General features: G+C 72.9%; 16 protein-coding genes. 11 read left to right on the top strand and 5 right to left on the bottom strand.

What is annotated here, in order from left to right; genetic code table 11:
* Genes QF032_RS29390 through QF032_RS29360 form a run of 7 tightly spaced genes read left to right on the top strand, consistent with a single transcriptional unit; the run spans position 1 to position 7,739 of the window.
* On the top strand, positions 1-1,026 hold the full coding sequence (locus tag QF032_RS29390) for an NAD-dependent epimerase/dehydratase family protein (RefSeq protein ID WP_307046630.1): 1,026 nt from the start codon (positions 1-3) through the stop codon (positions 1,024-1,026).
* Positions 1,014-2,297, top strand: coding sequence for a DUF4910 domain-containing protein (locus QF032_RS29385; protein ID WP_307058086.1), 1,284 nt, complete (start codon positions 1,014-1,016; stop codon positions 2,295-2,297). Before QF032_RS29390 ends, QF032_RS29385 begins: the two co-directional genes overlap by 13 nt.
* Positions 2,298-2,302: 5 nt before the next feature.
* On the top strand, positions 2,303-3,607 hold the full coding sequence (locus QF032_RS29380; RefSeq protein ID WP_307046626.1) for a hypothetical protein: 1,305 nt from the start codon (positions 2,303-2,305) through the stop codon (positions 3,605-3,607).
* Positions 3,604-4,551, top strand: a complete 948-nt coding sequence (locus QF032_RS29375; protein ID WP_307046624.1) for a glycosyltransferase family 2 protein — start codon at positions 3,604-3,606, stop codon at positions 4,549-4,551. Before QF032_RS29380 ends, QF032_RS29375 begins: the two co-directional genes overlap by 4 nt.
* Positions 4,548-5,840, top strand: coding sequence for a polysaccharide pyruvyl transferase family protein (locus tag QF032_RS29370; protein ID WP_307058084.1), 1,293 nt, complete (start codon positions 4,548-4,550; stop codon positions 5,838-5,840). The genes QF032_RS29375 and QF032_RS29370 overlap by 4 nt, the downstream gene beginning before the upstream one ends.
* Positions 5,837-6,388 (top strand): dTDP-4-dehydrorhamnose 3,5-epimerase, encoded by a 552-nt coding sequence (rfbC, locus tag QF032_RS29365; RefSeq protein ID WP_307058082.1) that lies wholly within the window; start codon positions 5,837-5,839, stop codon positions 6,386-6,388. Before QF032_RS29370 ends, rfbC begins: the two co-directional genes overlap by 4 nt.
* Before the next feature lie 7 nt (positions 6,389-6,395).
* Complete coding sequence (locus tag QF032_RS29360) at positions 6,396-7,739, top strand: glutamate-1-semialdehyde 2,1-aminomutase (RefSeq protein WP_307046620.1); 1,344 nt, start codon at positions 6,396-6,398, stop codon at positions 7,737-7,739.
* Between the two features lie 75 nt (positions 7,740-7,814).
* Here the strand turns inward: QF032_RS29360 and QF032_RS29355 are convergent, their stop codons facing one another.
* Entirely contained in the window at positions 7,815-8,573 is a 759-nt protein-coding gene (locus QF032_RS29355; RefSeq protein ID WP_307058079.1) for a phosphatase PAP2 family protein, read from the bottom strand.
* Between the two features lie 336 nt (positions 8,574-8,909).
* Positions 8,910-9,101 (bottom strand): hypothetical protein, encoded by a 192-nt coding sequence (locus tag QF032_RS29350; protein ID WP_307058077.1) that lies wholly within the window; start codon positions 9,099-9,101, stop codon positions 8,910-8,912.
* A gap of 351 nt (positions 9,102-9,452) precedes the next feature.
* Between QF032_RS29350 and modA the strand changes: the two genes are divergently transcribed.
* From modA to QF032_RS29330, 4 genes are all read left to right on the top strand, one after another.
* On the top strand, positions 9,453-10,277 hold the full coding sequence (modA, locus tag QF032_RS29345; protein ID WP_307046614.1) for a molybdate ABC transporter substrate-binding protein: 825 nt from the start codon (positions 9,453-9,455) through the stop codon (positions 10,275-10,277).
* A complete protein-coding gene (gene modB, locus QF032_RS29340) occupies positions 10,274-11,149 on the top strand; it encodes a molybdate ABC transporter permease subunit (RefSeq protein ID WP_306948798.1) in 876 nt (291 codons plus the stop codon). Before modA ends, modB begins: the two co-directional genes overlap by 4 nt.
* The gene (locus tag QF032_RS29335) at positions 11,146-12,270 is read left to right on the top strand and encodes an ABC transporter ATP-binding protein (protein ID WP_307058074.1); all 1,125 of its coding nucleotides are present in this window, start codon (positions 11,146-11,148) and stop codon (positions 12,268-12,270) included. The genes modB and QF032_RS29335 overlap by 4 nt, the downstream gene beginning before the upstream one ends.
* Positions 12,271-12,867: 597 nt before the next feature.
* Positions 12,868-13,221, top strand: a complete 354-nt coding sequence (locus QF032_RS29330) for a cupin domain-containing protein (RefSeq protein ID WP_307046608.1) — start codon at positions 12,868-12,870, stop codon at positions 13,219-13,221.
* 185 nt (positions 13,222-13,406) lie between these two features.
* Here QF032_RS29330 and QF032_RS29325 read toward each other — a convergent pair whose 3' ends face one another.
* Genes QF032_RS29325 through QF032_RS29315 form a run of 3 tightly spaced genes read right to left on the bottom strand, consistent with a single transcriptional unit; the run spans position 13,407 to position 17,165 of the window.
* Positions 13,407-14,390: a D-2-hydroxyacid dehydrogenase gene (locus QF032_RS29325; RefSeq protein WP_307046606.1), complete on the bottom strand. Its 984-nt coding sequence runs from the start codon at positions 14,388-14,390 to the stop codon at positions 13,407-13,409.
* A 1-nt stretch (position 14,391) separates the two neighbouring features.
* Positions 14,392-15,843: an NAD-dependent succinate-semialdehyde dehydrogenase gene (locus QF032_RS29320; RefSeq protein ID WP_307046604.1), complete on the bottom strand. Its 1,452-nt coding sequence runs from the start codon at positions 15,841-15,843 to the stop codon at positions 14,392-14,394.
* A gap of 41 nt (positions 15,844-15,884) precedes the next feature.
* Positions 15,885-17,165, bottom strand: a complete 1,281-nt coding sequence (locus QF032_RS29315; RefSeq protein ID WP_307046602.1) for an NAD(P)/FAD-dependent oxidoreductase — start codon at positions 17,163-17,165, stop codon at positions 15,885-15,887.
* Between the last annotated feature and the right edge of the window lie 168 nt (positions 17,166-17,333).

Below are 17,333 nucleotides of genomic sequence, written 5' to 3'. Positions count from 1 at the left end.
ATGCGCGTACTGCTGACCGGACACCAGGGCTATCTGGGAACCGTGATGGCCCCCGTGCTCGCCGCCGCCGGCCACGAGGTCGTCGGTCTGGACGCCGGGCTGTTCGCCGACTGCGTCCTCGGTCCGATGCCCGCCGACCCGCCGGGGCACCGGGTGGACCTGCGCGACGTCACGGCCGAGCACGTGGCCGGGGTGGACGCCGTGATCCACCTGGCCGCGCTGTCCAACGACCCGCTGGGATCGCTGGCGCCGGACCTCACCTACGACATCAACCACCACGCCTCCGTGCGGCTGGCCCGGCTGGCCCGCGAGGCCGGGGTGGGGCGCTTCCTGTACGCGTCGACCTGCTCGGTGTACGGCGCCGCCGGCGGCGACGACCTGGTCGCCGAGGACGCCCCGCTGCGCCCGGTGACCCCGTACGCGGAGTCCAAGGTGCGGGTGGAGGACGACCTGCACGCGCTCGCCGACGGCGACTTCAGCCCGGTGTACATGCGCAACGCCACCGCTTTCGGCTACTCGCCGCGGCTGCGCGCCGACATCGTGCTGAACAACCTGGTGGGTCACGCGCTCCTGTCCGGCGAGGTGCTCGTGCTCTCCGACGGCACGCCCTGGCGGCCGCTGGTGCACGCCGCCGACATCGCCCGCGCCTTCGCGGCCGCGCTGGCCGCGCCGCGCGAGGCGGTGCACGACCGGGCGTTCAACATCGGCAGCGAGTCCAACAACGTCACGGTCGCCGAGATCGCCGGGCAGGTCGCCGAGGCGGTGTCCGGCGCCGAGGTGGTCATCACCGGGGAGAACGGCGCCGATCCGCGGTCGTACCGGGTGGACTTCTCCCGGTTCCGCACTGCGATCCCCGGCTTCGACTGCGAGTGGTCGGTGAAGCGGGGCGCGCTCGAACTCGCCGACGCCTACCGCGCGCACGGGCTGACCCGGGAGGCCTTCGAGCAGCGCTTCACCCGGCTCGCCGTGCTGCGCGCGGCGTCCGACGCCGGCGCCGTCGACGACACCCTGCGGTGGCGCCGATGACCGTGGCAGGCGACGAGATGCACGCGCTGGTGGAGCGGCTGTACCCGCTGTGCCGGAGCATCACCGGCGACGGGGTGCGCGCCACCCTGGACATCGTCGGCGAGTACGTCCCGTTGCGGGTGCACGAGGTGCCGACGGGGACCCGGGTGCTGGACTGGACGGTGCCGCAGGAGTGGAACATCCGGGACGCGTACATCGCCGACGCCGCCGGGAAGCGGGTCGTCGACTTCGCCGCGTCCAGCCTGCACGTGCTCGGCTACAGCGTGCCGGTGTCGGCGACCATGCCGCTGGACGAGCTGCGCGGACACCTGCACACCCTGCCGGACCACCCGTCCTGGGTGCCCTACCGCACCAGCTACTACAAGCCGGAGTGGGGGTTCTGCCTGGCCCAGGAGACCCTGGACGCGCTGCCGGACGGCGATTACGAGGTGCGCGTCGACTCCACGCTCGCCGACGGCCATCTCACCTACGCCGAGCACGTGGTCCCCGGGCAGGTCGCCGACGAGGTCATCGTCTCCTGCCACGTCTGCCACCCGTCGCTGGCCAACGACAACCTGGCCGGCATCGCGGTGGCGACGTACCTGGCCCGGTCGCTGGCGGAGCGGACGCCGTACTACACCTACCGGTTCATCTTCGCGCCCGGCACCATCGGGGCGATCACCTGGCTGGCCCGCAACGCGGAACGGGTGGAACGGGTCAAGCACGGGCTGGTGCTGGCCTGCGCCGGCGACCGGGGGCACCTGACGTACAAGCAGAGCAGGCGCGGCGACGCGGAGATCGACCGGGTGCTGCGCCATGTGCTGACGGCCTCCGGACGCCCGCACGACATCAAGGAGTTCACTCCCTACGGCTACGACGAGCGGCAGTACTGCTCACCGGGGTTCGACCTCGGCGTGGGATCGCTCAGCCGGACCCCGTACGCGGGCTACCCCGAGTACCACACCTCGGCGGACGACCCCGGCTTCGTCTCCCCGGAGGCGATGCAGGACACGCTCGACGTCTGCCTCGAGGCGTTCGGCGTCCTGGACCGCAACCGGCGGTACGTCAACCTCAGCCCCTACGGCGAGCCGCAGCTCGGCCGGCGCGGGCTGTACGACTCGCTCGGCGGCCGCAGCGACGCGAAAGAGGCCCAGCTGGCCATGCTCTGGGTGCTCAGCCTCTCCGACGGCGAGCACAGTCTGCTGGACGTGGCCGAGCGCTCCGGGCTGCCGTTCGACACCGTCGCCGCGGCGGCCGGAGCCCTGCACGACGCCGAGCTGATCAAGGCATGACGCCGATGACCACCGGGGAGGGGAAGGCGACGGCGGACGGGGCCACGGACGCCCGGCGGACCGCCCGGCGGGCCGTCGTCGGCCGGCTGTCCTGGGGACTGGCCGACCAGGCGGCCTCCAGCATGACCAACTTCGCGGTGGGGATCTATGTGGCCCGCTCGCTGGGGCTGACCGCGTTCGGCGTGTTCAGCCTGGCCTGGCTGACCTACGGCGTGGTGCTGAACGTCGCCCGCGGGCTGGCCACCGATCCGCTCGTGGTGCGCTTCAGCGGCGTGCCGGAGGCGTCCTGGCGCGCGGCGGCCGCCCGGTCGTCGGGCGCCGCGCTCGGCGTCGGCACCGCCCTCGGCGCGGTGTGTCTGCTGGTCGGGCTCGGCCTCGGCGGCCGCGTGGGGCCCGCGTTCGTCTGCCTCGGCGTCGTGCTGCCCGCGCTGCTGCTGCAGGACGCCTGGCGGTTCGCGTTCTTCGCCGCCGGGGCCGGACGCAAGGCGTTCGTCAACGACCTCGTGTGGGGCGTCGCGCTCGTCCCGGCGATGGTGGTGGCGGCGCGCGTGGACAGCGTGGCCGCGTTCGTGCTCGCCTGGGGCGCGTCCGCCGCGGTGGCCGCGGGGTACGGCTGCCTCCAGTCCGGGATCCGGCCCCGGACGACGGGGACGCGCGGGTGGCTGCGCGAGCAGCGCGACCTCGGCTACCGGTACCTGGTCGAGAACGTCAGCCTCAGCGGCGCGAGCCAGCTGCGGGCGTACGGGCTCGGCGCGATCGTCGGCGTCGGCGCGGTGGGCGCGGTCCGGGGCGCGGAGCTCCTGCTCGGCCCGTTCCTCGCGCTGCTGATGGGACTGTCGCTGGTCACCGTCGCGGAGGCGGCACGCGTCCTGCGGCGGGCCCCTCAGCGGCTGGGCAGGTTCTGCCTGCTGCTGGGCGGCGGGCAGGCCGCCGCCGCGCTGCTGTGGGGCGCCGCGCTGCTGCTGATGCCGGACCGGGCCGGCGCGTTCGTGCTCGGCGACGTCTGGCCCTCCGCCTCGCAGCTCATCGTGCCGGCCACCCTCGGCGTCGCCGGCGCCGGCCTCGGCACCGGCGCGGCGGCCGGACTGCGCGCGCTCGCCGCGGCCCGGCGCAGCCTGCGCTGCCAACTGTTCGCCTCCGCCTGCTACGTCGGCGGCGGACTCGGCGGGGCGGCCGTGGCCGGCACGGTCGGCTCGGCCTGGGGCGTCGCCGCCGCGACCGTCGGCAGCTCGGCCGTGTGGTGGCTGCAGCTGCGGTCCGCGTCGCGCGAGCACCACCGGAACACCATTCGCGAAGTGAGGACCTCATGACCGCCCACCCCAGGCTGAGCATCGGCCTGCCCGTGTACAACGGCGAGGAGTACCTGGCCGAGTCGTTCGACGCCCTGCTCGGCCAGACCTACGAGGACTTCGAACTGGTCGTCTCCGACAACGCCTCGACCGACGGGACCGAGGACATCTGCCGCCGGTACGCCGCGAAGGACTCGCGCATCCGGTACCTCCGGCTGCCCCGCAACATCGGCGCCGCGCCCAACCACAATTACGTGTTCACCGAGTGCCGCGGCGAGCTGTTCAAGTGGGCCTCCCACGACGACCTGTACGCCCGGGACCTGCTGCTGCGCTGCGTCCAGGCGCTGGACGAACGGCCGGACGTGGTCCTCGCGCACAGCGGCCAGGCGGTCATCGACGGCGACGGCCAGGTGAAGGTCCCCTACGAGTACGGGCTCGCCACCGACTCGCCGCACGCGCCGGAGCGCTTCCGCAGCCTGCTCTTCGAGCCCGGTGGCGACGACTTCTACGGGGTGATGCGGGCCGACATGCTGCGCCGGGTGAAGCCGCACGACAGCTACCACCACGCGGACCGCACGTTCGTCGCCGAGATCACCCTGCACGGGCCCTTCCACCAGGTGCCGGAGCTGCTGTACTTCCGCCGCGACCATCCCACCCGCGCCGAGCGGGCGAACCCCTCCAAACGCTCCCGGTGCGTCAACCTCGATCCGCGCCGGGCGGGCCTCCTGCACCCGACGCCCCGGCTGCTCGCCGAGTACGTCTGGGGTTTCGCCTCGGCGATCCGGCGGGCGCCGCTGTCCGCGGCGGACCGGCGCGCGTGTTTCGGCCACCTGGCCGCGTGGATGACCAGCCGGGTCCGGCCGGGCGCCGGCGAGCGGGTCGAGGACCGCGCCCCGGTCGATCCGGCCCGGCTCACCGTCTCCGTCGACGCCCTCGTCGCCGGCCGCGAGGGGAGGCGGGCATGACGTCCGCGGGCGGATCCCCCGTGCGCGTCGGGGTGTTCGGGCTGCTCGGCTCCGGCAACCTCGGCAACGACGGGTCGCTCGAGGCGGTGCTCGGATACCTCCGCGCGGAGCACCCGGAGGCGGTCGTGGACGCGCTGTGCGGTGGACCCGAGGTCGTCACGGCCCGGTACGGCATCCCCGCGACGCGGCTGCACTGGTACCGCGGGGAGTACCGGACGGCTTCGCGGGCGGGCGCGATCGCCGGCAAGGGGCTCGGCAAACTCGTCGACGCCTTCCGCACCGCCGCCTGGGTGCGCCGGCACGACGTGGTGATCGTGCCGGGCATGGGCGTCCTGGAGGCCACGCTGCCGCTGCGGCCGTGGGGCTTCCCGTACGCGCTGTTCCTGCTGTGCGCGAGCGGCCGGCTGTCCGGCAGCCGGGTCGCGCTGGTCGGCGTCGGCGCCGCCCCGATCGCCAACCCGTCGACCCGTGCCCTGGTGCGCTGGTCGGCGCGGCTGGCCGCCTACCGGTCGTACCGGGACGTCCCGTCCCGCGACGCGATGCGGGCGATGGGCGTGGACACCGCGCGCGACGAGGTCCACCCGGACCTCGCGTTCGCCCTGCCGGCGCCGCCGGCGGGCCAGCCCCCGGTGGCGCCGGGCCGCGTCTGCGTCGGCGTCATGGACTTCCACGGCGGCGACGACGACCGCGACCGCGGCGAGGAGATCCACCGGCGCTACCTCGAGGGGACGACCCGCTTCGTCCGCGCGCTGGTCGAGGACGGCAGGCCGGTCCGGCTGCTCACCGGCGACGCGTGCGACGCGCCGGTGGTCGCCGCGATCCTCGACGCGGTGGACTCGCCGCTGGTCACCGCCGCCGAGGCGGCCTCGCTCGCCGACCTGATGAAGGAGACGGCGGCCGCCGACGCCGTGGTGGCGACCCGCTACCACAACCTGGTCTGCGCACTGCGGTCCGGCACCCCGACGCTCTCGCTCAGCTATGCGGCGAAGAGCGACGCGCTCATGGCGGAGATGGGCCTCGGCGCGTACTGCCATCCGGCGCGCGAGGTCGACGCCGACCGGCTGCTGGAGCAGTTCCGGTCGCTGGAGAAACGATCGGCGGAACTGCGGGAGACCCTCACCGAACGGAACCGGGCCGCCGCCCAGCGACTCGACCGCCATTTCACGGCCCTGACCGCGGCGCTGTTCCCGGCGACCGGCCGCACCCGCGCCCCGGCCCCGGCCCCGGCCCCGGCCCGCAACCAAGACCACGCCCGCGCCCAGGGCCACACCCGGCAGGAGACCCCGTGAAGGCGATCGAAGTCCCGGAGATCTCCGGCGCCTACCTGTTCGAACCGACGCCGTACGCCGACGAACGCGGCTTCTTCTGCCGCACCTTCGACGCCGACGTGCTCCGCTCGGTGGGCCTCGACCCCCACGCGTTCGTGCAGGACAGCCTGTCCCGCTCGGCCGGCGGCGTGCTGCGCGGCCTGCACCTGCGCTCCGGCGCCGGCGAGGCCAAACTGGTGCGCTGCTCGTACGGGAGGATCTTCGACGTCGTCGTGGACCTGCGGACAAACTCGCCGACCTTTCGCAACGTGGCCTCCTTCGAGCTGTCCGGCGAGACGCAGACGACCCTGTACATCCCGGCGGGGTGCGCGCACGGCTTCCAGGCGCTGACCGAGACCGCCGACACCTCGTACCGGATCGACCGTCCGCACGATCCGGCCGAGGACGTGACCATCGCCTTCGACGACCCGGAGCTGGCCGTTCCCTGGCCGCTGCCGGTCACGTCGATGTCCCAGCGGGACCGGGAGGCGCCGAGCCTCGCCGACGTCCTGAAGCACAAGGAGAGTTGAGGTCCGCGTGGACACCGAAGCCACCGAAGACACCGCAGAGCTGCTCCTGCCCCGGTCGCGGGCGGCGAACGAGCGGCTGCACGCCCTGGTCCCCGGGGGCGCGCACACCTACGCCAAGGGCGACGACCAGTACCCCGAGAACCTGGCCCCGGTCATCAGCCACGGTCACGGCGCCCATGTGTGGGACGTCGACGGCAACCGGTACATCGAGTACGGCTCCGGCCTGCGGTCGGTCAGCCTCGGCCACGCCCACCCCCGGGTGGTCGAGGCCGTGCGACGGCAACTCGACCGCGGCGGCAACTTCGTCCGGCCGTCCATCGTGGAGGTCGAGGCCGCGGAAACCTTCCTGGCGACCGTGCCGACCGCCGAGATGGTGAAGTTCGCGAAGAACGGCTCCGACGCCACCACCGCCGCGGTGCGCCTCGCCCGCGCCGCCACCGGCCGCCCGCGGGTGGCACTCTGCGCCGACCATCCGTTCTTCTCCACCGACGACTGGTTCATCGGCACCACGCCGATGTCCGCCGGCATCCCGGACGCCACCAACGAACTCACCGTGACGTTCCCCTACGGCGACCTGGCCGCCACCGAGGAGCTGCTCTCCCGGCACCGGGGCGAGGTCGCCTGTCTGATCCTCGAACCCGCCACCCACTCCGAGCCGCCGCCCGGGTACCTCCAGGGCCTGCGCGAACTGGCCGACCGGCACGGCTGCGTCCTGGTCTTCGACGAGATGATCACCGGCTTCCGCTGGTCCGAGGCGGGCGCCCAGGGCCTGTACGGCGTCGTCCCCGACCTTTCCACGTTCGGCAAGGCCCTGGGCAACGGGTTCGCCGTCTCCGCGCTGGCCGGGCGCCGCGACCTGATGGAACGGGGCGGGCTGCGCCACTCCGGCGACCGGGTGTTCCTGCTGTCCACGACCCACGGTGCGGAGACGCACTCCCTGGCCGCCGCGACGGCCGTGCTCAGCACCTACGTGGAGGAGGGCGTCACCGCCCGGCTGCACGCCCTCGGCGAACGGCTGGCCGCCGGTGTCCGCGAGGCCGCGGCCGGCATGGGCGTCGGCGACCACCTCGTCGTCCGGGGCCGGGCCAGCAACCTGGTCTTCGCCACCCTCGACGAGCACGGGCGGCCGTCCCAGGAGTACCGCACCCTGTTCCTGCGCCGGCTCCTCGCGGGCGGGGTGCTGGCCCCGTCGTTCGTGGTGAGCAGCGCGCTCGACGACGCCGACATCGACCACACCGTCGACGTGGTGGCCCAGGCGTGCGCGGTGTACCGCAAGGCCCTGGACGCCGGTGACCCCACCCCCTGGATGGCCGGACGGCCGGTGAAGCCCGTGTTCCGCCGCCAGGCGTGACGCAGGACGACGCGATGCCACACGGCATGATGCGACACGGCGTGACCTGACGGAACGGTGGCACGTGCCGTGCGGTCAGCGACGCTCCTGCCGACCGGCGTCGGCCGGCGGACCGGCGATCGGACCGGTCGGCGGGGTGACGACCGGGTCGGCCGACCCGTCCGCCGACCGGCCCTCCAGCCGGCCCTCCAGCCGATCGGCCCACCGGTCGATCAGCCACGCGGTGGCCGGCACCACCGTCAGCGCGGCGCACCAGCCGCCGAGGACGTCGGTCGGGTAGTGCGCGCCCAGGGCGACCTGCGCCCAGCCCATGGACGCGCCGGCGACCAGCGCCGCGGTGAGCGCGAGTGAGGTGCCGGCCGTCCTGGCGAGGCCGAGCCGGCCGACCGCGAGGAGCGCCACCACGAGGGCGAGCGCGGTCGCGAAGGCAGTGTGTCCGCTCGGGTAGGACAGGTTGTCGTCCCCGTGGATGGTGCGTCCCACCACAGACTTGAGCAGCGTCGCCGCCCCCACGGTCAGGCCGGCGCCGGCGACGGCGAGCACCGCCGTTCGGGGACGTCGGAGCAGCAGACAGCCCGCCACGACGGCGACGAGCAGCATCGCCGCCCCCACGGGCTCCCCCAGGAAGTCCAGGGCCAGGGCCACGTTCCGCCACGGCGGCCGCACACTGTCCGCCGTAGGCCGGACGACCCACCGGTCCACCCTGCCGGGCTCGCCGTCGCCGGCGTACAGCACCCCCAGCGCGAGGACCACCAGCGCGGCTAGCCCCGCGATCGGCCCGAGCGACGAGCGCAGCGAGGGCGGCAGCGCCGCGTGCGCCGAACGGCCGTTCACCAGCCCACCGCGCCCACCGTGTCCGTCGCGTCCGCCTGCCGACTCCCCACCGACGCCCCCCGTCGTGTCCGACGTGGCCCGCTCCGGAGCCAGTCCCTGCCTGCCACCCTAACCAACGGCGCGATCACGGCGAAGGACAACGCAACCCGGCCTCGACGCGACATCGCCGGGGTCGACACCGGGCCCCGCGCCCGGTCGAGGGTGAACCGCTGCGGCGGCTTCGCGGCGACGGGTCGGCCGGCGTGGCCGCCCGGCTCTCGCCGGGCCGGCTACCCGGGTACGCCCGGCTCACCTCCGGCAGCGGTGTCGAGGACCGCCAGGCGCGCGGCCGCCAGTTCACGGGCCTGCGGGCGCGGAGTGAAGGGCGCGCTCGAACCAGTAGCGGGCCTCGGCCCGTTCCCCTTCGGCCGCCGCGATCTCCCCCAGGTACGCCGCGACGATCGCCGGGAGCGCAGGTTCGAGGGACACGGGCGGCGGCGGGGCGGCCGCGAGCCCGGTCTGCGGCGAGGACGCCGAGGACGACGGCATGCCCGGCGAGCCCGGTACACCCGTCAGTTCGCCCGTCGATACCGGCGGCTGCGAACACCGACTCGGGGGCTGCACCTCCCGGACGGCCGCACCCGGACCGCTTGCCGTGCAAACGCACATGCCAGGACGTTAGGTCCATGGTCCGGCTCATACGAAGCGACAGGGGGCTTTTGCCTGGCATCTGCGGCAGTATGATCGGCTCATGCACACCTACCGGATCGGGAACGCGGCCGTCTTGCCCGGCTTCGGCGCCGACGCCGAAGGGCGGCTGGTCCACGGCGGGAATCCGGCCGCCGAACGCGACGAGAGACCGTAGGTGTGCCCGTCAGGACCAGAGGGAGTTCACCCGTGATGACCCGTTCCGCGCGCCGGACCCGCCGGATGCTGCAGGTGACCGGCGCAGGCGCCGCCCTGCTGGCCCTGAGCGCCTGCTCGTCGTCCGACTCCGGCTCGTCCACGACGTCGGGCTCCGCCCCGTCGGACTCCGCCTCGGACAAGCTGTCCGGCACGGTCACCGTCTTCGCCGCCGCCTCGCTGAAGGAGAGCTTCACGACGCTGGGCAAGGAGTTCGAGAAGGCCCACCCGGGTACGAAGGTCACCTTCAGCTTCGGCGGCAGCGACACCCTCGCCGCGAGCATCACCGCCGGCGCCCCCGCCGACGTGTTCGCCTCGGCCAGCCCCAGGACCATGGCCATCGTGACGGACGAGGGCGACGCGCAGGGCACGCCCGCCACCTTCGTCCGCAACCAGCTGGAGATCGCCGCCCTGCCGGGCAACCCGGACGGGATCGCGTCCCTGAAGGACCTCACGAAGTCCTCGCTGAAGGTCGTGCTCTGCGACAGGACGGTGCCGTGCGGCGCCGCCGCCCAGAAGGCCCTGGACGCGAGCAGGCTGAAGCTCACCCCGGTCTCCTACGAGGAGGACGTCAGGTCGGCCCTGAACAAGGTGGTCCTGAAGGAGGCCGACGCCGCGGTGGTCTACAGGACCGATGTGAAGGCCGCGGGTGACAAGGTGGAGGGCGTGGACTTCCCCGAGTCGGCGCAGGCCGTCAACGAATACCCGATCACCCTGCTCAAGGGCTCGAAGAACGTCGGGACCGCCAAGGCGTTCATCGCGCTCGTGCAGTCCGCCGACGGCCAGAAGGTCCTGACCGACGCCGGGTTTCTCCAGCCGTGACCTCCCCGCCCCTGCACAAGGCCGGCGCCGCGGACACCCTGACCGGCGGCCCGCGGCGCCGCGTCCGCGGAGCCCCGAAGGGCCGCGGCGTCGGCGGAGGCGCCCCGCTGCCCCTTCTCCTGCCCGCGCTGATCGGGCTGGCGTTCCTGGTCCTCCCCCTCGTCGCCCTGCTGATCCGGGCCCCCTGGCGGAGCATGCCCGAGCTGCTGACCAGCACCGAGGTGTGGCAGGCGCTCCAGTTGTCCCTGGTCTGCGCGACGGCGGCGACCGCGGTGAGCCTGGTGCTGGGGGTGCCGCTGGCCTGGCTGCTGGCACGGGTCGAGTTCCCCGGACGCGGCCTTCTCCGGGCGTTGGTCACCCTTCCGCTGGTACTGCCGCCGGTGGTGGGCGGCGTGGCCCTGCTGATGGCGCTCGGCCGCAACGGGGTCATGGGCCGGTGGCTGGACTCCTGGTTCGGGATCACCCTGCCGTTCACCACCGCCGGGGTCGTCGTCGCGGAAGCCTTCGTGGCGATGCCGTTCCTCGTCATCAGCGTCGAGGGCACCCTGCGCGCCGCCGACCCGCGCTACGAGGAGGCTGCCACGACGCTGGGCGCCTCGCGCTTCACCGCGTTCCGCCGGGTCACGCTGCCGCTCATCGCCCCCGGCATCGCGGCCGGCGCCGTGCTGGCGTGGGCCCGGGCGCTCGGCGAGTTCGGCGCGACGATCACCTTCGCCGGCAACTTCCCCGGCCGCACCCAGACCATGCCGCTCGCCGTGTACCTGGCGCTGCAGAGCGACCCGGAGGCCGCGATCGCCCTGAGCCTCGTGCTGCTGGCCGTCTCGATCGCGGTGCTGGCCGGGCTGCGCGACCGCTGGATGACCGCCTCATGAGCGGCACCGAGAAGACCGCACGCGACGCGCACCACGCGCAGGAACCGGTCGGCGCGCCCGCCCCGGCCGGAGAAGGGCTCGACGCCCGACTGCTGGTCGAGCGCGGCTCCTTCCGCCTCGACGTGGCGCTGACCGCGGCGCCGGGTGACGTCGTCGCGCTCCTCGGTCCCAACGGCGCCGGCAAGACGACCGCGCTGCGCGCCCTCGCCGGCCTCGTCCCGCTCACCGACGGCCACCTCCGCCTGGACGGGGCCGAGTTGCACCGCACCTCGCCGGAGTCCCGTCCGGTCGGCGTCGTGTTCCAGGACTACCTGCTCTTCCCCCACCTGACCGCGCTGGACAACGTGGCGTTCGGGCCGCGCTGCCACGGTGCGACCAAGGCGCAGGCACGCGCCGAGGCCGCGAAGTGGCTGGACCGCATGGGCCTCGCCGACCACGCCGGGAGCAAGCCCCGCAAGCTCTCCGGCGGCCAGGCGCAACGCGTCGCCCTCGCCCGGGCCCTGGCCACCCACCCGCGTCTGCTGCTCCTCGACGAGCCGCTCGCCGCCCTCGACGCCCGCACCCGCCTCGACGTCCGCGCCCAACTCCGGCACCACCTGGCCGAGTTCGAAGCGGTAGCCGTGCTCGTCACGCACGACCCGTTGGACGCGATGGTCCTCGCCGACCACCTCGTCGTCATCGAGGACGGCCGCATCGTCCAGCAGGGCAGCCCCGCCCACATCGCCCGCCACCCGCGCACCGACTACATCGCCCACCTCGTCGGCCTCAACCTCTACCGGGGCGAGGCGCAAGGACACACGGTCCGCGTCGACGGCGGATCCGGCATCACGACCGGCATCACGACCACCGAGGACCTCGCCGGCCCGGTCTTCGTCGCCTTCCCGCCCAGTGCGGTCACCCTGCACCGGGACCGCCCCACCTGCTCCAGCGCACGCAACCTCTGGCGGTGCGAGGTCGCCGGCATGGAGACCCACGGCGACCAGATCCGCGCCGACCTCACCGGCGGACTTCCGCTCGCCGCCGACCTCACCACGGTCGCGGCGGCGGAGCTCGGCCTGTATCCGGGCGCCGCGGTCTGGGCGACGGTCAAGGCGACCCAGACCCACGCGTACCCCGCCTGAGGGCCCGCTGCGCCCGCACAGCACGTCAGGCGTGAGGAATCGGGGAACCAGGCCGACAGGCGCCTGGCGATGACCGAACCGCAGGAAGACACGCGTCGCGAGCCAGGCGGCACGGACACCGCTCTCCCCGGCCGAACGAGCTCTCAGTTCTCCCCGGCCGACCGGGGCCGTGAACGCCGCTCCCGGCTTCCCGCCTGACACAACGTCCGAACATCGTGCCCGCAACGGACAGATCACGCGTGGGCTCGTTGCGAGGTGTCGGAGATACTCGACGGACCGGAGCAGTCGCACGCTCCACGCCGCCTGTGCGGGCCGGTTCCGGCACCGTCGATCCGGTGCTTGCCGAGGCCGCCCATCAGGTCGCCTTCGGTGATCGGCACGCCGTCACCACCACCCTCATGTGCGCCGGTCTCGAGAGCTGTACCGGTCTGGTGACCGCCCACCCGGACACATCGGTCCACCGCACGCGAGACCGTGACGGCAGCCGTCAGTCCCTGCTCCGAGACACGCGACGAGTCTGGCCGAACTCGGCCCGGTGACGCCCGGTATGTCCGCTCCCGGTTTTCGTCCTTGTTCACATCCACCGAAGGAAAAGCCATGTCGCTCCTGAAGACCATCGATCCCCACCCCTCCTTCGCACCCCAGGAGTCCGGCCCGCTGCCGGAGCGCCTGATTTCCGGCAACCCGACCTTCAAGACGTGGGCCCAGGACGCCGCCCGCGAGGAAACGATCAAAACGGGTGTCTGGGAAGCCACGCCCGGCGAGACGCGTTCGGTCAAGGGCGAGCTCTTCGAGTTCTGCCACATCCTTTCCGGCGTCATCGAGCTCACGCCGCAAGACGGCGAGCCGGTCGTCTACAGGGCAGGGGACAGCTTTGTCATGAAGCCGGGCTTCGTCGGGGTCTGGAAGACCATCGAAACCGTGCGCAAGATCTACCTGACCGTTTCATAGACCCGGCTCAGCGACGCGGTGTGAGGCGATGGGACCGGGCGGCCACCGCCCGGTCCCGCCGCTCGTGCCGGGCGGCGACGGACCGGGCATCCGTACCGGCCGCAGCCGCAGGCCAGAGAGAGAAAGGCGAGCAGCACGCGTCCCGGCCGGGAGGAGTCACCGGCCGGGACGCGTGCTGCTCGCCTTCAGGCGGGGCGCGTGTCCTCGACCACGTATCCGCGCCGCTTGTCCACCACGTTGCGCAGCGGCCGGCCCTCGCTGTACCGGGTGAAGTTGTCGAGGAACAACTCGACGAGCTCCTGCCGTTCGCTGGTGGTCTCGCCCGCCGTGTGCGGGGAGATCATCACGCCGGGCATGTTCCACAGGGGTGATTCGGCAGGCAGCGGTTCCTGGGCGAACACGTCCAGGGCCGCGCCGGCGAGCCGTCCGGCGGCGAGGTGGTCGACCAGCGCCTCCTCGTCGACGAGTCCCCCCCGGCCTACGTTGATCAGCCGCGCCCCCGGCTTCATGGCGGCGAGCACGGGAGCGTCGACCATGCCCCGGGTGTCCCGGGTGAGGGGGGCGGCCAGGACGACGTAGTCCGCTTCCGACAGGGCGGAGCGCAGGGTCGTCGCACCGTGGACCGTGCCGAAGTCGGGGTCGTCCGTACGGGACGTGCGGCCCGCACCGCTCACCCGCATCCCGACGGCGCGCAGCAGCCGGGCGATGGCCCGGCCGATCGGCCCCGTCCCCCAGACCAGCACGGTGCGTCCGGTGATGCCGTCACTGGGGCGCGGACGCCACTCGCGGCGCCGCTGGTGCTCCCAGGTGCCGGGGAAGTCCTTGGCGAGGGCGAGGATCAGGCCGAGGACGTACTCGGCGGTCGGCTGCTCGTAGACCCCCCGGGCGTTGGTCAGGACAACGCGCGGCTCGTCCACCAGGGCGGGGAACAGGAAGGAGTCCACGCCCGCGGAGGACGCGTGGACCCAGCGGGGCGCCTTCTGCGGATCGTCGGGCCACGCCTCCCGGATGGCCGGGGTGATGGTCACCCAGGCCAGGAGGACGTCGGCGCCGGGGAGGAGGTAGGGCAGTTCCTCCTCTGTGGCGTAGACGGTGTCCGCGAGGCTTTCGATGCGTGCGGTGGCGGGGGGCCGGTTGCCGCGGTAGAGGACGACGAGTCGGTCGCGCATGTCAGGCTCCGACGGGGACGGCCAGGTACTTGTACTCCAGGAACTCGTCGATGCCGACGCGACCGCCTTCGCGGCCCAGGCCCGACTGCTTGACGCCGCCGAAGGGCGCGGCGGGGTTGGAGACCAGTCCGGTGTTGATGCCGATCATGCCGCTTTCGAGGCGTTCGGCGACCCGCAGGGCACGGTCGAGGTTCTGGGTGAACAGGTAGGCGGCCAGTCCGAATTCGGTGTCGTTGGCGGCCGCGACGGCCTCGTCCTCGGTCTCGAAGGAACGGATCGCGGCGACGGGGCCGAAGATCTCGGTGTCGATGATCGCGGAGTCGGGTGCGACACCGGTGAGGACGGTGGGCGGATAGAAGCAGCCAGGCCCTTCGGGGAGTTCACCGCCGGTCAGGACGGTGGCGCCGCGCTTGACGGCGTCCCGCACCAGGTCGTGGGCCTTGCTGCGGCCGGCGAGGTCGATGAGGGGACCGACGTCGGTGCCGGGTTCGGTGCCGGGCCCGACGGTGAGGGCGGCCATGCGTGCGGCGAGGCGGGAGGCGAACTCCGCGGCGACGGAGGTGTGGACGAAGATGCGGTTGGCCGCGCAGCAGGATTCGCCCATGTTGCGCATCTTGGCGACCATGGTGCCCTCGACGGCGACGTCGAGGTCGGCGTCGTCGAAGACGACGAGGGGGGCGTTGCCGCCCAGTTCCATGGAGGTGCGGATGACCGTGTCGGCGCACTGGGCCAGCAGGATCCGGCCGACCTGGGTGGAGCCGGTGAAGGAGAGCTTACGGATCTTCCCGCCGCGCAGCAGGGGTTCGACGACGCCGGCGGCGTCTGAGGTGGTGACGATGTTCAGCACTCCGGCCGGCAGACCCGCTTCGGTGAGGATCTCCGCCAGGGCGAGGCTGGCCAGGGGAGTCTGGGGGGCGGGTTTGAGGACGATGGTGCAGCCGGCGGCGATCGCGGGGCCGATCTTGCGGGTGCCCATCGCCAGGGGGAAGTTCCAGGGGGTGACGAGCAGGCAGGGGCCGACGGGCTGACGGGTGACCAGCAGCCGGTTCCTGCCGTCGGGGGCGGTCATCATGCCGCCGTCGACACGGACGGCCTCCTCGGAGAACCAGCGGAAGAACTCCGCGCCGTAGGCGACCTCGGCACGTGCCTCGGCCAGGGGTTTGCCCATCTCCAGGGTCATCAGCAGTGCGAGGTCCTCGGTGCGCGCGATGATGATGTCGTAGGCGCGGCGCAGGATCTCGCTGCGCACGCGCGGTGGGGTGGCGGCCCAGGCGGCCTGCGCGGCCACCGCCGCCTCGACGGCACGCCGGCCGTCGGCGGGTGAGGCGTCGGCGACCCGGCACAGTTGCTCGCCGGTGGCCGGGTTGTCGACGGACAGCGTCCGGCCGGACTCCGCGTCCTGCCAATCGCCGCCGATGAACAGCTGCTTGGGTACATCACGGACGACAGTCATCGTGGATATCTCCTTGTAGGTGCAGAGGGGCTGCCGACCGGTCAGCGGATGCGGTCCAGCGTCTTGTAGTAGGCGCCCGCGAAGGGCAGGAACCAGGCAGTGCCGTTGTAGAGGGGAATGCGGGGCGGGGCGAGGTCGCGGACGGGGCTGACCTCGGGGTGGCCGTCCATCACCTCGGCCATGACCTGCCCCATGTGGGTGGCCATCTGCACGCCGTGGCCCGCGTATCCCATGGAGTAGTGGACGCCGTCCTCGGTCTGCCCGGCGTGCACGATGCGGTCCATGGCGAAACCGACGGAGCCGCCCCACACGTACTCGATCCTGGTGCGGGAGAGCTGGGGGAAGATCCCGCACATCTCACGGAACAGGACGGCCCCGCTCTTCTTGTCCGAGGTCGGGTCCGACGGTGCGAAGCGGGCGCGGCCGCCGAACAGCAGCCGGTTGTCCGGGGTGAGCCGGAAGTAGTGGCAGACCTTGTTGGAGTCGACGATGAGGCGGGCCTTGGGGATGATGTCCCGGGCGAGCTCCTCGCCGAGCGGCTCGGTGACGATGATGAAGCTGCCCACGCAGACCTGTTGGCGGCGCAGCCACGGGAAGTTCTGGTCGGTGTAGGCGTCGGTGGCCATCATGACCTGCCCGGCGCGGATGACACCGCGCTCGGTACTGACCTCGAACCGGCCGGCGGCGGTGCGCCGCACACCGATGGCCGCGTTGCGCTCGTGGATCTCGACACCGGTGCGCTCGCACGCGTCGGCCATACCGCGCACGAAGCGGCCGACGTGCAGGGCGGCGCTGAACGGGTCGAGCAGGCCGCCGTGGTAGGCGTCGGATCCGATCTCCGAACGCAGCTCGGACTTGCCGACCAGAGTCGTCTCGTGTCCGAAGTACTTGGCCAGGTCGCGCTGTTGGGTTTTCTTGTTCTCGAAGTGCGCGGGGCGGGAGGCGACGCCCAGGCGTCCGACACGGCGGAACTGGCAGTCGATGGACTCCTCGTTCACGAGCCGCTCGACGGTGTCCACGGCCTCGCCGTAGGAGTTGTAGATCTCCCGGGCCCGTTCGAGTCCGTACCGGCGGACGGCCTGGCCCACGCCGATGGTGAATCCCAGGTTGGCCATGCCGCCGTTGCGTGCGGAGGCGCCGGAGCCGATCTGGCCCTTCTCGACGAGGGTGACGCGGGCGCCCTTGCGGGCGGAGTGCAGGGCGGTGGACAGACCCGTCAGTCCGGCGCCGACGACCACCAGGTCGGTGTCCTCGGTCAGCGGCTTGCCGGACCGGTCGGGAAACGCCCCAGCGGTGTCTATCCAGTAGGGAATCGTCTTCATGTCGGGTCCTTAGCGGGGAGTTTCAAAGGGGGGCGCGGCCGGGGCGCGCGACCAGGAGCCCGGCGGGCGGCGCTGTCAGCGCCGGCGCGGTCCGTGCCGGCGCAAGGCGCGGGTGAGGGGTTCTACGGGACGGACGCAGTCGACCGGCGTCTTCTCCGGACTCGCTGC

Origin of the sequence: Streptomyces achromogenes (genome assembly GCF_030816715.1) — a bacterium.
In the GTDB taxonomy this organism is placed as follows: domain Bacteria; phylum Actinomycetota; class Actinomycetes; order Streptomycetales; family Streptomycetaceae; genus Streptomyces; species Streptomyces achromogenes_A.
Note: the sequence above shows the minus strand (reverse complement) of the source record. Positions and strands in the feature narration are given on the sequence as shown.

Coding starts and splice junctions, on each gene's coding strand:
- QF032_RS29390 (WP_307046630.1), top strand. CDS start 1: ATGCGCGTACTGCTGACCGGACACCAGGGCTATCTGGGAACCGTGATG.
- QF032_RS29380 (WP_307046626.1), top strand. CDS start 2,303: ATGACCACCGGGGAGGGGAAGGCGACGGCGGACGGGGCCACGGACGCC.
- QF032_RS29375 (WP_307046624.1), top strand. CDS start 3,604: ATGACCGCCCACCCCAGGCTGAGCATCGGCCTGCCCGTGTACAACGGC.
- QF032_RS29370 (WP_307058084.1), top strand. CDS start 4,548: ATGACGTCCGCGGGCGGATCCCCCGTGCGCGTCGGGGTGTTCGGGCTG.
- QF032_RS29350 (WP_307058077.1), bottom strand. CDS start 9,101: ATGCCGTCGTCCTCGGCGTCCTCGCCGCAGACCGGGCTCGCGGCCGCC.
- modA (WP_307046614.1), top strand. CDS start 9,453: ATGACCCGTTCCGCGCGCCGGACCCGCCGGATGCTGCAGGTGACCGGC.
- QF032_RS29335 (WP_307058074.1), top strand. CDS start 11,146: ATGAGCGGCACCGAGAAGACCGCACGCGACGCGCACCACGCGCAGGAA.
- QF032_RS29330 (WP_307046608.1), top strand. CDS start 12,868: ATGTCGCTCCTGAAGACCATCGATCCCCACCCCTCCTTCGCACCCCAG.
- QF032_RS29325 (WP_307046606.1), bottom strand. CDS start 14,390: ATGCGCGACCGACTCGTCGTCCTCTACCGCGGCAACCGGCCCCCCGCC.
- QF032_RS29320 (WP_307046604.1), bottom strand. CDS start 15,843: ATGACTGTCGTCCGTGATGTACCCAAGCAGCTGTTCATCGGCGGCGAT.
- QF032_RS29315 (WP_307046602.1), bottom strand. CDS start 17,165: ATGAAGACGATTCCCTACTGGATAGACACCGCTGGGGCGTTTCCCGAC.